Origin of the sequence: Faecalicatena sp. Marseille-Q4148, assembly GCA_018228665.1 — a bacterium.
GTDB lineage: Bacteria > Bacillota > Clostridia > Lachnospirales > Lachnospiraceae > UBA9414.
On record CP073692.1, the window covers coordinates 2,453,042 to 2,466,960 of the forward strand.

General features: G+C 39.3%; 13 protein-coding genes. 9 read left to right on the forward strand and 4 right to left on the reverse strand.

All coding sequences use genetic code 11. From position 1 onward, the window contains the following. Positions 1–94 precede the first annotated feature (94 nt). The 7 genes from KFE17_11715 to lysS all read left to right on the forward strand — a co-directional run bounded on the left by KFE17_11715 (position 95) and on the right by lysS (position 7,735). Positions 95–529 carry an NfeD family protein gene (locus KFE17_11715; GenBank protein ID QUO31515.1) on the forward strand — a complete coding sequence of 145 codons (435 nt, stop codon included), beginning with the start codon at positions 95–97 and terminating at the stop codon, positions 527–529. Positions 530–532: 3 nt separating this feature from the next. Continuing rightward, positions 533–1,468 carry a paraslipin gene (locus KFE17_11720; GenBank protein QUO31516.1) on the forward strand — a complete coding sequence of 312 codons (936 nt, stop codon included), beginning with the start codon at positions 533–535 and terminating at the stop codon, positions 1,466–1,468. An 85-nt stretch (positions 1,469–1,553) separates the two neighbouring features. Next, the gene (gene argF / locus KFE17_11725; GenBank protein QUO31517.1) at positions 1,554–3,632 is read left to right on the forward strand and encodes an ornithine carbamoyltransferase; all 2,079 of its coding nucleotides are present in this window, start codon (positions 1,554–1,556) and stop codon (positions 3,630–3,632) included. 53 nt (positions 3,633–3,685) lie between these two features. Further along, the gene (locus KFE17_11730) at positions 3,686–4,030 is read left to right on the forward strand and encodes a hypothetical protein (GenBank protein QUO31518.1); all 345 of its coding nucleotides are present in this window, start codon (positions 3,686–3,688) and stop codon (positions 4,028–4,030) included. A gap of 22 nt (positions 4,031–4,052) precedes the next feature. Further along, entirely contained in the window at positions 4,053–5,054 is a 1,002-nt protein-coding gene (gene dusB, locus KFE17_11735) for a tRNA dihydrouridine synthase DusB (GenBank protein ID QUO31519.1), read from the forward strand. A 199-nt stretch (positions 5,055–5,253) separates the two neighbouring features. Then, entirely contained in the window at positions 5,254–5,736 is a 483-nt protein-coding gene (greA, locus tag KFE17_11740) for a transcription elongation factor GreA (protein ID QUO31520.1), read from the forward strand. Positions 5,737–5,758: 22 nt separating this feature from the next. Next, the gene (gene lysS / locus KFE17_11745) at positions 5,759–7,735 is read left to right on the forward strand and encodes a lysine--tRNA ligase (GenBank protein QUO31521.1); all 1,977 of its coding nucleotides are present in this window, start codon (positions 5,759–5,761) and stop codon (positions 7,733–7,735) included. A gap of 248 nt (positions 7,736–7,983) precedes the next feature. Here the strand turns inward: lysS and KFE17_11750 are convergent, their stop codons facing one another. The 4 genes from KFE17_11750 to KFE17_11765 form a co-directional block, all read right to left on the reverse strand. After that, positions 7,984–9,417: a 6-phospho-beta-glucosidase gene (locus tag KFE17_11750; protein QUO31522.1), complete on the reverse strand. Its 1,434-nt coding sequence runs from the start codon at positions 9,415–9,417 to the stop codon at positions 7,984–7,986. Between the two features lie 2 nt (positions 9,418–9,419). Beyond that, a complete protein-coding gene (locus KFE17_11755; protein ID QUO31523.1) occupies positions 9,420–11,300 on the reverse strand; it encodes a beta-glucoside-specific PTS transporter subunit IIABC in 1,881 nt (626 codons plus the stop codon). A 144-nt stretch (positions 11,301–11,444) separates the two neighbouring features. After that, the gene (locus KFE17_11760) at positions 11,445–12,170 is read right to left on the reverse strand and encodes a MurR/RpiR family transcriptional regulator (GenBank protein QUO31524.1); all 726 of its coding nucleotides are present in this window, start codon (positions 12,168–12,170) and stop codon (positions 11,445–11,447) included. Continuing rightward, positions 12,163–12,738: a TetR/AcrR family transcriptional regulator gene (locus KFE17_11765; GenBank protein ID QUO31525.1), complete on the reverse strand. Its 576-nt coding sequence runs from the start codon at positions 12,736–12,738 to the stop codon at positions 12,163–12,165. The genes KFE17_11760 and KFE17_11765 overlap by 8 nt, the downstream gene beginning before the upstream one ends. A 127-nt stretch (positions 12,739–12,865) precedes the next feature. On the opposite strand from KFE17_11765, the gene KFE17_11770 reads away from it, so the two are divergent. Together KFE17_11770 and KFE17_11775 are read left to right on the forward strand one after the other, a co-directional pair. Further along, positions 12,866–13,510, forward strand: coding sequence for a hypothetical protein (locus tag KFE17_11770; GenBank protein QUO31526.1), 645 nt, complete (start codon positions 12,866–12,868; stop codon positions 13,508–13,510). A 46-nt stretch (positions 13,511–13,556) separates the two neighbouring features. Further along, the gene (locus KFE17_11775; GenBank protein ID QUO33703.1) at positions 13,557–13,874 is read left to right on the forward strand and encodes a hypothetical protein; all 318 of its coding nucleotides are present in this window, start codon (positions 13,557–13,559) and stop codon (positions 13,872–13,874) included. The last annotated feature ends 45 nt before the right edge of the window (positions 13,875–13,919 follow it).

Here is a 13,919-nt window from a genome sequence, read left to right on the forward strand (position 1 = left end):
GATTTTACAGAATTCTTAAATTTTTAAACACTGTTGTAAGTTTATTGAGAATATAGTAAGATGAAGAAAAGATTCAAGGGAGAGGAGGATGCATATGAATCCGATGATTTGGCTGGCGCTTATTATTGTATTGTTAATAATTGAGATTGTGACTCTCGGACTTACAACGATCTGGTTTGCCGGCGGAGCTCTTGTGGCGTGTCTTGCATCATTTTTTGGAGTGGGACTGGTCGGTCAGGTAATCCTCTTTTTTGCAGTATCGATCATACTTCTTGTACTGACGAGACCGATCGCGTTGAAGCACTTTAACGGCGATAGGACAAAGACGAATGTGGATAGCGTTGTTGGTCAGGAAGGGATAGTGACAGAAGCCATTAATTCACTCTATGCAAAGGGAAGAGTAGAATTGAACGGAATGGAATGGTCTGCAAAAACAGAGACAGATGATAAGATCATTTCAGAGGGAGCTGCTGTAGAAGTTCTAAGAGTAGAGGGTGTAAAATTGGTTGTCAAAGAGAAAGTGAGGTAGTATATGGGTATCTTTATGAAAATAATTGGAATTATGTTTTTAGTGTTAATTGTGCTGCTGCTTGTTTCCTGTGTGAAGATCGTTCAGCAGGCGCAGGCTCTGGTTATAGAGAGACTGGGTGCTTATCAGGCGACATGGAATGTGGGAGTTCATTTTAAAATTCCGATTCTGGAACGAGTGGCACGAAAAGTAGACCTGAAGGAACAGGTCGTTGATTTTCCACCGCAGCCGGTTATTACGAAAGATAATGTTACAATGCAGATCGATACGGTTGTATTTTATCAGATTACAGATCCGAAGCTGTTCTGCTATGGAGTTGCGAATCCGATTATGGCGATTGAGAATCTGACGGCAACGACACTTCGTAATATTATCGGTGATCTGGAACTGGATCAGACACTGACTTCGAGAGAGACGATCAACACGAAGATGCGGGCATCACTGGATGTTGCAACAGATCCGTGGGGCATTAAGGTAAACCGTGTTGAGCTGAAGAATATTATTCCGCCGTCTGCAATCCGTGACGCGATGGAGAAACAGATGAAAGCAGAGCGTGAACGAAGAGAAGCGATTCTCCGTGCGGAAGGTGAGAAGAAGTCTACCATCCTTGTGGCAGAGGGACATAAGGAATCTGCGATTCTGGACGCTGAGGCTGAGAAACAGGCTGCTATTTTAAGAGCTGAAGCTGAGAAAGAGAAGATGATTAAGGAAGCAGAAGGTGAGGCGGAAGCAATCTTGAAAGTGCAGCAGGCGAATGCAGACGGTATCCGTTTCCTGAAAGAAGCAGGAGCAGATGAAGCTGTATTGACGATGAAGAGCCTGGAGGCATTTGCAAAGGCGGCAGACGGAAAGGCAACGAAGATTATCATTCCGTCCGAGATTCAGGGCATTGCAGGACTTGTACAGTCCATCGCAGAGATTGCAAGAGAAGAAGACTAATTAGGAAGATGAGAGGGAAGAACATGCCGAAGGTGTGCTCTTCTTTCTGTAATTATATCGAAGCAGTTCGAGGAGGAGATTATATATGAAACCAGTGATTGATCTTACGAAAGAATATGGGCTTGTATTTGACGGCGGCGGTGCAAGAGGAGCGTATCAGATTGGTGCATGGAAAGCGCTGCGGGAAGCGGGAGTAAAGATTTGTGCTGTCGCAGGAACATCGGTAGGAGCGCTGAATGGAGCTATGGTCTGTATGGGAGACCTTGAACTGGCAGAAAATGTCTGGAAGGAAATCCGTTTCTCTCAGGTAATGGACGTGGATGACGAATGGATGCAGAGATTGTTTGACGGAGAGATCAATTTTGCGGAATTTATTTCGGAAATGAAAAAGACACTGAAAGAAGGCGGAGTAGATATTACTCCGCTGAAGCATCTGATTCATGATATTGTCGATGAAAAGAAAATTAGAGAATCCGGGATGGAATTTTGTCTGCTGACATTTTCACTGACAGATATGAAAGAGCTGGATCTGAGTATTCGCGATATTCCGGAGGGGCAGTTGGAAGATTTTCTTCTGGCAAGTGCGTATCTTCTTGGGTTTAAGAATGAAAAGCTTCACGGTAAGAAATACATTGACGGAGGGGTAATTAATAATGTGCCTCTTGGCTCATTGATCGACAGAGGATACCATAATATTATTGAAGTGCGTATTTACGGACCGGGAAGGGAACCGAAGATAAAACTTCCGGAGGATGCTCTTGTACATGAAGTCGCACCGAGAGTACGTCTTGGAAGCATCATTGAATTTGAGAAGCAAAGAAGCCGCCAGAATTTGAAAATCGGTTATTACGATACACTGAGGATGTTGTATGGACTTCAGGGAAAGATTTACTATATTGAACAATCAGAAAATGAATGTTATTATAAGGAAAAACTCCATCATATGACGGAAGCTAAGAAGCGGGAGATTGCTTTTATCTTAAAATTGCCGTTCGGATGGGGAGATCAGGAATTGTATATGGGAATGCTGGAAGCAAGTGCAAAGCTTCTGCGGATTCCGAAGTATGCAGTGTATACAGTAGAGGAGTTGTTAGAGTTGGTAAAAAAAGCATATATGCAGGAGAGAGAGAAGCAGGAGTTTCCGGAATTTGTAGAGCAGGTTGCAGGCAGACAGAATGATATCTGTCTGAAAGGAAGAAATTTCCTGACACTGAAAGATTTTACAAAAGAAGAGATTATTTATTTGCTGGATCTGGCAGCAGATTTGAAAGAGAAGAAACATAATGGTATTCCGGTAGATTATTTCCGGGGAAAGAATGTTGCATTAATCTTTGAAAAAACAAGTACAAGAACAAGATGTTCTTTTGAGATTGCAGCCAGTGATCTGGGAATGGGAAGTACTTATCTGGATCCGACGGTTTCTCAGATTGGTAAGAAAGAGAGCATTAAGGATACAGCCCGCGTTCTTGGAAGGATGTATGACGGAATTGAATATCGGGGATATGGACAGGAGATTGTGGAAGAGCTTGCAAAATATGCAGGAATCCCAGTGTGGAACGGTCTGACAAATGAATATCATCCGACACAGATGCTGGCAGATCTTCTGACAATCCGGGAACATTTTGGAACATTGGAAGGAATTAAGTTCGCATATCTTGGAGACGCCCGCTATAATATGGGGAATTCGCTTATGATTGCATGCAGTAAAATGGGAATGCACTTTGTAGCATGTGCGCCGAAGAAATATTTTCCAAATGAAGAGCTTGTAAAAGAATGTGAAGCGTACGCGGCTGAAAGTGGCGGAAGTATTACGTTGACAGACGATGTGTGGGAAGGCACAAAAGGAGCGAATGTCATTGCCACGGATGTATGGGTATCTATGGGAGAACCGGATCGCGTATGGAAAGAGCGAATCAATGATCTGACACCGTATAAAGTGACAGCAGATATTATGAAAAATGCGGGAGAGGGAGCTGTTTTCTTACATTGCCTTCCGGCATTCCACGATCTGGACACACAAATCGGACGTGAAATCGGGGCAAAGTTTGGCCTGACAGAGATGGAAGTGACAGATGAAGTGTTTGAAGCGGATTATTCACTTGTATTTGATGAGGCAGAGAACCGTATGCATACGATTAAAGCTGTTATGGCGGCAACATTGTAGAAAATAAAAATCTGTTGAAGATAAATTAAAAAAGCGGAAAGGGAATATGATCCATGTATGATGAGAAAGTGGTGCTTTGCGGAGCGAATGCTTATGAGCAGAAATATTATCTGAACCCGGATTTTGACAGACTTCCGGAGCAGATACAGAATGAATTGAAAATTATGTGTGTGCTTTACACAGAAGATGTGGGAGGAATTCTGACACTTGTATTTGAAGAGGATGGAGAACTGTGCTTTGAGGTGACAAGCGAAGAATTTGATCCAATGTTTGATGAGATCGGAAGTCGGTTGAAGATTAAAGAATTGCAGCGGACAAAACGTGAACTTCTGGAAGGACTGCAGATGTATTATCGGATTTTCTTTTTGGGAGAGGACATTCCGGAGCTGGATGAATAGAATGTAAAGGAATAGGAATTTGATGAGACAACTAACAATAGGAAATGTAACACTGGAAAATTCATATATACTGGCGCCAATGGCAGGGGTAACAGACCTGCCATTCCGCTTGCTCTGTAAAGAACAGGGAGCAGGACTGCTCTGTATGGAAATGGTCAGCGCCAAAGCGGTACAGTATGAGAACCGCAATACATATGCACTTTTGAAAATCCATCCGGATGAGATGCCGGTATCACTGCAGTTATTTGGTTCAGAGCCGGATACGATCAGTGAGGTGGCAAAACGTTTGGAGGAACTTCCATTTTCCATATTGGATATTAATATGGGATGTCCGGTGCCGAAGATTGTTAAGAATGGAGAAGGCTCTGCGCTTATGCTTCAGCCAAAGTTAGTGGAAGAAATTGTAACAAAGACAGTAAAAGCAATTCGGAAACCGGTTACGGTTAAAATTCGGAAGGGATTTGATGACGAGCATATTAATGCGGTAGAAATTGCTAAGATTGTTGAGGCATCCGGAGGAGCGGCTGTGGCAGTTCACGGAAGAACAAGAGAGCAGTATTATTCCGGTCAGGCTGATTGGGATATTATCCGCAAAGTAAAAGAAGCAGTGAGTATTCCGGTGATTGGGAACGGAGATGTTACATCGCCTCAGAAAGCAGAAGAAATGCGGCGTCAGACGGGGTGTGACGGCATCATGGTTGGCCGTGGAGTGCAGGGGAATCCGTGGATTTTCCGTGAACTTGTGCAGTATGAAGAAACGGGAGTGATTCCTAAACGCCCGACTGCAGGAGAGATACGGAATATGATGCTTCGGCATGCGCGTATGCAGATGGAAGAGAAGGGAGATCATCTCGGAATTCTGGAGATGAGAAAACATGTTGCGTGGTATACGACAGGTCTTCCAAATGCAGCGAAACTGCGAAATGAGATCAATCAGACAGAAAGCTATGAAGAATTAGAAAGACTGCTGACAGAGAGGATTCCTGACAGATATCCGGAGAGAAATCAGGAAAGTGGTGTGTAAAAAAATATATTTTGAACAGCCGCCGGAAAAGACTGTTTGAATCGCTTGACAACAGTAATGTGATGCGGTATAATACCAAGACTGCGGGAGTCCAACTTTTTTTATAAAATGTACTCCGGTATAAAAATGATCATAAACATGCTTATTTATAGAAGCAATCAAAGATAGACAGGTAGCATGGTAGGAGGAAGAATCAATTATGGAAGAAAAGAAAACACTGCTTACTTACACAGGATTAAAGAAATTGGAAGATGAACTGGAGAACTTAAAAGTTGTCAAGAGAAAAGAAGTAGCAGGAAAGATTAAAGAAGCAAGAGAGCAGGGAGATTTATCTGAGAATGCAGAGTATGATGCAGCGAAAGATGAACAGAGAGATATCGAAGCCCGTATCGAAGAACTTGAAAAAATCTTAAAGAATGCAGAAGTTGTTGTAGAAGATGAAGTTGATCTTGAAAAGATTAACATCGGATGCACAGTTCATGTATACGATTGTGAATTTGAAGAAGAATTGGAATTTAAAATCGTTGGATCTACAGAGGCGAACAGCCTTCAGGGAAAGATTTCCAATGAATCGCCGGTAGGAAAAGCGCTTCTTGGCCATGTTGTCGGAGATACTGTAACAGTGGAGACACAGGCAGGCGTAATGGAATACAAAGTGTTAAGAATTGAAAGAACAGCGTAAAGCAAGCGAAGGAGTGAAAAACGTGGGAGAACAGAAGAACGTACAGGAACCGGATTTAAACCAGTTAAGAAAGGTGCGCCGTGAGAAACTTACAGAATTACAGAACAGCGGCAAAGATCCATTTGTAATTACAAAATACGATGTGACACACCACAGCACAGAGATCAAAGATCATTTTGATGAGATGGAAGGTAAGGTTGTATCTATTGCAGGACGTATGATGTCTAAACGTGTTATGGGAAAAGCTTCTTTCTGTAATGTACAGGACTTACAGGGTAATATTCAGTCTTATGTTGCAAGAGATAATGTGGGAGAAGATGTTTATAAAGACTTCAAGAAGATGGATATCGGAGATATTATCGGTATCAAAGGCGAAGTGTTCCGCACAAAGATGGGAGAGATTTCCATTCATGCTACAGAGGTGACTTTATTATCTAAGAGCCTTCAGATTCTTCCTGAGAAATTCCACGGGCTGACTAATACAGATATTCGCTATCGTCAGAGATATGTGGATCTGATCATGAATCCGGATGTAAAAGAGACATTTATCAAACGTTCTAAGATTTTAAGCGCAATCAGAAAATATCTGGACGGACAGGGATTCATGGAAGTTGAGACACCGATGCTTGTGGCAAATGCAGGCGGCGCTGCGGCAAGACCGTTTGAGACACATTTCAATGCGCTGAATGAAGATCTGAAGCTTCGCATTTCTCTTGAACTTTATTTAAAGAGACTGATCGTTGGCGGAATGGAACGAGTTTACGAGATCGGACGTGTATTCCGTAATGAAGGCCTTGATACAAGACATAATCCGGAATTTACATTGATGGAATTATACCAGGCATATACAGATTATAACGGTATGATGGATCTGACAGAGAATCTGTACCGCTATGTAGCACAGGAAGTTCTTGGCACAACAAAGATCACATATAATGGTATTGAGATGGATCTTGGCAAACCATTTGAAAGAATCACAATGGTAGATGCGGTTAAGAAATATGCAGGTGTTGACTGGAATGAAGTTCACACATTGAAAGAGGCAAGAGCACTTGCAAAAGAACATCATGTTGAATATGAAGAGCGTCACAAAAAAGGTGATATTCTTGCTCTGTTCTTTGAAGAATTTGCAGAAGAACATCTGATTCAGCCGACATTTGTAACAGATCATCCGATTGAGATTTCTCCGCTTACAAAGAAAAAACCGGAGAATCCGGAATATACAGAGCGTTTCGAATTCTTTATGAATGGTTGGGAAATGGCAAATGCTTATTCAGAGTTAAATGACCCAATCGACCAGAGAGCACGTTTCAAAGCACAGGAAGAATTACTGGCTCAGGGAGACGATGAAGCGAATACAACAGATGAAGATTTCATGAATGCGCTTGAGATCGGTATGCCGCCAACAGGAGGTATCGGATTCGGTATTGATAGAATGTGTATGCTTCTGACAGACAGCGCAGCAATCAGAGATGTATTGCTCTTCCCAACAATGAAGTCACAGGGCGCTGCGAAAAACGAAGCAAACAACGCTGCACAGAAAGCTTCAGCAGAGACAGCTGTAAAGGCAGAAGAAACAAAAGCAGCAGCTGCAGAAGAGGCAGCTCCGGCGAAAGTAGAGATTGATTTCTCTAATGTAGAAGTAGAACCATTATTTGAAGATATGGTTGATTTCGATACATTCAGCAAATCAGATTTCCGTGCTGTAAAAGTAAAAGAATGTGAAGCAGTTCCGAAGAGTAAGAAACTTCTGAAGTTCCTTCTCGACGATGGTTCAGGCACAGACCGTGTGATTTTAAGCGGTATTCACGATTACTATGAGCCGGAAGAGTTAGTTGGAAAGACATTACTTGCAATCACAAACCTTCCACCACGTAAGATGATGGGAATTGATTCCTGCGGTATGATCATCTCCGCTACACACCTTGTAGAAGGAAGAGAAGGACTGAATGTTCTGATTCTGGATGACAAGATTCCGGCAGGAGCGAAACTGTATTAAGAAAGTAAAACTACTCCAACAATATGGATTGTTGAGGGCACTTACTCATGGAAGCTATGAATAAGATTAAAGAAGAACTTGTAGTTAGTTGATTTTTTATTACAAATTACTAGCTTAATGACAATATGAAAAAAAGCACTGATTCACTTAGAAGTGAGATTACAGTGCTTTTTTTCATATAATAATAAGCAATAATAGGATAAAAGGTCAAACCTTCGTGTTTAGATTTCTATTTTCCAATATGGAGATCAAAGTTCTTCTCCATTGCTGGCAATGACTTTTTTATACCAATAAAATGATTTTTTTCGTTTCCTTTCTAAAGTTCCATTTCCTTGATTATCTCGATCAACGTAAATCATACCATATCTTTTTTCCATCTCACCAGTTGTAAAAGAAACACAATCAATACATCCCCAAGGTGTATAACCCATAAGATCAACGCCATCTAAAACAACTGCTTTTTTCATTTCTTCGATATGGGCTTTTAGATAGGCAATTCTATAGTCATCGTTGATATTTCCATCAGAATCTATATGATCAATAGCTCCGAAACCGTTTTCTACGATAAAAAGAGGTTTTTGATATCTTTCATAGAGAAGATTCAGTGCATATCTCAGACCAATTGGATCAATCTGCCATCCCCAGTCGCTTTTCTGCACATAAGGGTTGCTAACGCTGCCCGGGAATCCGTCTAATCCGTTTCCTTCTACGACATTGTTTGCTTTTACTGCATTCGTCATATAATAGCTTAATCCAACAAAATCGACTTTTCCCTTACGTAATATTTCTGCGTCATCTTTTTCCTGTTTAATGGAAAAGCCTTTGCGTTCCCACTCTTTCAAAATATAAGAGGGATATTCGCCTCTTACATGTACATCACCAAACAGATAACGATCATGCATAGCTAATGCAGAATACATCATATCTTCGGGATGACAGGAATAAGGATAGAGAGGTACACAAGCAATCATACAGCCAATCTGGAAATCAGGATTTATTTTATGACCTTCTTTTACGATTATTGCACTGGCAATTAGTTCATGATGAACAACTTGATACATACATTCCTCTGGATTTTCATCTTCTGTAAAAATTACGCCGGAACAAGTATAACCAAATAAAGGATATTTATAATTTTTCTGGTTATTGATTTCATTAAATGTCATCCAGTATTTGACTTTATGTTTGTAACGCTCCATAACTGTAAGTGCATATTTTACAAAAAAATCAATGAGTTTTCGATTTCTCCAGCCGCCGTACTTTTTGACAAGATAATAAGGCATTTCAAAATGAGATAGTGTTACAACAGGTTGGATTCCATATTTTAATAACTCGTCAAATAAGTCATCGTAAAATTGAAGTCCCTCTTCATTCGGAGTCTCCTCATCTCCTTTTGGAAAGATCCGTGTCCAGGCAATGGAGGTACGAAAACATTTAAAGCCCATCTCTGCAAATAATTTGATGTCTTCTTTATATGTATGATAGAAATCAACAGCATCATGATTTGGATAATAGTATCCATCCTGAATTCCGTCTGTAATAATGCGGTCTACACCATGAGAACCTGCAGTCAATACATCTACGATACTGATTCCTTTTCCGCCTTCATTCCATCCGCCTTCTACTTGATGAGCTGCTACAGCTCCACCCCAAAGAAATGTATCTGGTAATTGATAATCCATAATTATTCCTCCTGACTGTTTTTAACAACCATAACCTGTTCCATCGCATTTTTCTCACAATGAGATTCAATATTCAAGTGAGCTTGTTCATCCATTTCTGTAACAATACAGATGACAGTTGAATCATAGCCTTTTTCTTCAAGTAATTTCTGATTGAAGGAAACAAGTAAATCTCCTTTTTTTACACAATCGTCTTGATTTACCATAAGATGAAAACCTTCTCCATTTAACTTGACTGTATCAATTCCGATATGGATTAGCAGAGAGACACCGTTTGAGGAAAGTCCTATGGCATGACCAGTAGGAAAGACAGCTTCAATAGTTCCGTCAAATGGGGCATAAATATTTCCATCCTGAGGGATGATTCCGATTCCATCACCCATTCCCCGGGATGCGAAAGCTTCATCCTTTACTTCTGTTACAGGAATAACAGTTCCTTTTACTGGACATGCAATTTCGAGATTAAGGTCAGGTGTACATACTTCTGTTACTTTCGGATTTTCAGTTGATTCATTTTTTACTTCTTTTGTATCCGCATTTTCAAATTTAGTCAAACATGTAAGAAGAATACCAAGTACAAAAGAAACAGCAATTGAAATAAGAAAACCAATAAACTGTGACATATGTCCTGTTTTAAAGTAAGCTGGTATTGTTGCGATTCCGGGCATATTATATCCCCAGGATACTGCATGGAAAGCACCGCCAACAGCACCACCGATAGCACCTGCAATACAACCGCAAATCATCGGTTTCTTTAAACGAAGGTTGACACCGTAAATGGCCGGTTCCGTGATGCCGAATAATCCAGTAATGGCGGCAGAAAGGGAAACACCTTTCATATCTTTGTCTTTTGTTTTTAAGAATACACCGAGAGCTGCACCAGCCTGTGAAAAGACAGCGGATGCCTGAAGCCCGGTAAAAGTATCATATCCGAGAGAAGCGTAATTTCCTACTGTTACCGGAGTGATTCCCCAATGAACACCGAAGATCACAAGTACTTCCCAAAGTCCTCCAACAATCAGACCAGCGATAATAGGGCTCAGATTATATAAATAATTGTATATGTCACCAATTGCACCGCCAATGGTATTTCCGACAGGACCAAATGCAAGAAGTGTCAGAGGCACCATGATTGTGATTGTGAGCATAGGAGAGAACAGATTTCTCACTACGATTGGAAGATATTTATCAAAAAATTTCTGTACGTAGGAAGCAATCCAAATTGCGAGAATAATTGGAATTACAGAAGAGGTATAACTTAACAATTGGATTCGCATTCCTAGAAAATAAACAGGATCTCCGGCAGATACCATATTCATGTAATCGGGACATACTAAGGCACATGCGATTACTACGGCAACAAATGTATTTACATTAAATTTTTTTGATGCTGTAATGGAAATCAGTACCGGTAAAAAGGTAAAGGCAGTCCATGAAATAAAGTTTAAAACCTGATAAGTACCACCAGTAGTATCGATCATATTAAGTGCCACAAAAATACCAAGAATACCTTGCAAAATACCACATGCAGCAAGAGTATATAAAAATGGTGCAAAAATGCTGGAAATAATATCAATGATGCGATTAAACAGCCCTGTTTTTGGCTGTGGAGTATCAGCTTTTGTTTCATCTACAGTAATCAGTTCCATAACAAAATTGAAGGCATCTTTCACATGATTTCCGATGACAACCTGATATTGTCCACCAGCCTGTACCGTAGTAATCACCCCTGGAATTTTAGTTACTTTGGAAGAGTCTACTATTGATTCATCTTTTAAAATAAAACGAAGTCTTGTTGCACAATGAGTAACTTTAGTAATGTTTGCGTCGCCGCCTAATTCTTTTACAAGTTCTTTTGCGGTAATTCGATAATCTATCGCCATAATAATTGCTCCTTTCGCTTTTTAGCACCGGTTGCTATCTGATTCTGATTATATCGTATATGTAAAAAAAAACCATAGATTTGGAGCTTTCTGGAATATGTACACACGATAGAAATTTGTTTCATGAGAGAAACAGGGTGTATCTTAGTAGATTCGTCTTCCAAGCGTTTCCAATAAATATATTACAGGTACCTGAGTCGTGATATTATATTCATTTTGTACAAGCCGTCTGCTGATATAGTATGTTAAATGAAAATCGGACATTTTAGCTAATGTACAAGATTCTTTATTCGTAATACTCAGTAGTTTGCAATTATGATGACGAAATCGCTCTGCTTGCTTAATAATCTGTTCAGTTTCACCGGATTCTGACAGGGCAATTACAAGTGCGGACTCCATGTCATGTCCAATTGGGTAATAAGGGTCTTCGATATATTGACTGAATTTTCCGAGATTAGAAAAATAGCGGGCACCATATTTGCCTAATATTCCGGAAGTACCGATTCCAATGAATATTAACTGCTTTGCGTTGGCAATTGCTTCAGCGGTTTTTTGAATGAGCTGTTCATACTCGGTGGAAGTCACCATATGGAAAAAACGCATGATTTCATCAATGCCATCATCGTTAAGTTTTACATTACTATGAACCTTTTCTTCTTTTAGAAAAATTTTAAGCTGTGCCTTAAATTCTGAATATCCATCACAGCCATTTTTTTTGCAAAAGCGAACAATGGTTGAAGTAGATACATGCACAGCATCCGCTAATTCGCGAATTGTCATGTATTTGATTTCATTTTTATGGCTTAATATGTATTTATAAACGATTAATTCTAAATCATTGAATGATTGAACTGTTTCATAATTAAACATTGTCAGAGTCCTCCTCTCTTGTTGTAAGTGTAAATATTTTCCCAGAAGCCATATTTTCAGTCATATTACCTATGACTTCAACAGGAATATTCATACCGTTTTTATACCAATGAATTAATATTTGTGATAGTGCACCTGCCATATAGCATACAGAGTAGTCAGGATATGCTTCAGTGTCATTGATTTTTTTAAATAATTCGATTTTGGGTAAATAGTGTTCAAATTCCTGTTCTAATAAATAAGCCATATTGTTATCTATCAGAATCGAAATAAAATTTTCATGTTCTTGAAAAAATTCAAAAAAGGAGCAACATAATTTCGAGAGAGTCATATCGAGAAAATAATTACATTGTTCCTCAAATTCTGAAAATAAATCGCTAAACAGATATTCTATTACTTCATCTTTCGACTCGAAAATCTGATAAAAAGTTTGCCTCGACAAATCTGCTTCCCGGCAGATATTTTTTATTGTTATATCTGTATATCTTTCCTTTTTGAGGAGTGTGAGCAACGCTTCTGTGATACAAGCCCTAGATCTCAGTGCAGATGGATTCGTTCCGTGATACATATAATAAGTCTCCATAAAAGACTGACAGAAATGGATATCTGTATGTCTTATTGAAATAGTATTGACGAGTAGTCTGTTTTTCTTTACTATACCTATAATACTGACACGTGTCAAGGAGGCGCTTATCATGGAATTATTTTTAACGTTATTGTCTGGTATAGGATGGATTATTGTATATGAAGAGTGTATTCGTCTGGGACTTAAAGAGAAAACTTATGCTATGCCATTTTGGGCTTTAGCATTGAACATAACCTGGGAAATAACTTATACTTATTCGGATATTTTTCTTGGTGCACACGGAGAAATGGGAGGAATGCTATTAGCACAGACGATTGTCAATATTTTTTGGGTTATTTTTGATTGTGTAATACTTTATACATATTTTAAATACGGTAGAAAAGAATGGGCAAAACAGGTTAAAAGTTGCTTTTTTGTTCCGTATAGTTTACTTGTCCTTGTATGTAGCATGGCATTGCAGTTCGTGTTTATTCAGGAATTTGGTTTTGTAATGGCAGCCCAATATTCTGCGTTTCTACAAAATCTTTTAATGTCTGTTTTGTTTATCGGTTTGTTTTTGAAGCGAAACAGTATGGAAGGAACATCATTGATCTTGGCATTTGCTAAGTGGATCGGGACACTTGCACCGACTATTTTGATGGGAATTATTACTTTTAATCCAGTTGTGCTTATTTGTGGATTATTTTGCTGTGTGTTTGATTTGATTTATATTACTTTGCTGATACATTACAGAAAAGAGAAAAAAGAGAATTAAAAACAATTTCGGATGAAGAGTTAATTATTGGTTTTTGAATGTTTAAATAAAAAAAGTGGACATTGGGGATACAAAAGTGGATATTGAGAATGGAAAAGTGGACATTCAAGATAAAAAAGTGGATATTGAAAGTGTACTTTCCGAAAAGGGCAGCGATTTCTCAGTAAAAACGACAGTTCATATTCATAGACTTTTAGAGAAGTTTGGTTTTGATGAAGTATTTGGAAGAAGTGCAGTTATGGAACTTCTTGAGCTGAAAGGTTTAGGTGCTTCCAATTTGGTGCAGACAGATATTATTGAATCGGTATCCGGTCACGGAAAAGGAAAATATAAATTCAAAATAACTCAAAAAATTGACTTTTAACATTGGTTAAGTTAAAATGAAATAAATTGAGTTAAAAGGAGAATG

Bases quoted from the DNA above. Each gene is read 5' to 3' on its own strand.
- KFE17_11715 (QUO31515.1), top strand. From the start codon at position 95: ATGAATCCGATGATTTGGCTGGCGCTTATTATTGTATTGTTAATAATT.
- KFE17_11720 (QUO31516.1), top strand. From the start codon at position 533: ATGGGTATCTTTATGAAAATAATTGGAATTATGTTTTTAGTGTTAATT.
- argF (QUO31517.1), top strand. From the start codon at position 1,554: ATGAAACCAGTGATTGATCTTACGAAAGAATATGGGCTTGTATTTGAC.
- KFE17_11730 (QUO31518.1), top strand. From the start codon at position 3,686: ATGTATGATGAGAAAGTGGTGCTTTGCGGAGCGAATGCTTATGAGCAG.
- dusB (QUO31519.1), top strand. From the start codon at position 4,053: ATGAGACAACTAACAATAGGAAATGTAACACTGGAAAATTCATATATA.
- greA (QUO31520.1), top strand. From the start codon at position 5,254: ATGGAAGAAAAGAAAACACTGCTTACTTACACAGGATTAAAGAAATTG.
- KFE17_11750 (QUO31522.1), bottom strand. From the start codon at position 9,417: ATGGATTATCAATTACCAGATACATTTCTTTGGGGTGGAGCTGTAGCA.
- KFE17_11755 (QUO31523.1), bottom strand. From the start codon at position 11,300: ATGGCGATAGATTATCGAATTACCGCAAAAGAACTTGTAAAAGAATTA.
- KFE17_11760 (QUO31524.1), bottom strand. From the start codon at position 12,170: ATGTTTAATTATGAAACAGTTCAATCATTCAATGATTTAGAATTAATC.
- KFE17_11765 (QUO31525.1), bottom strand. From the start codon at position 12,738: ATGTATCACGGAACGAATCCATCTGCACTGAGATCTAGGGCTTGTATC.
- KFE17_11770 (QUO31526.1), top strand. From the start codon at position 12,866: ATGGAATTATTTTTAACGTTATTGTCTGGTATAGGATGGATTATTGTA.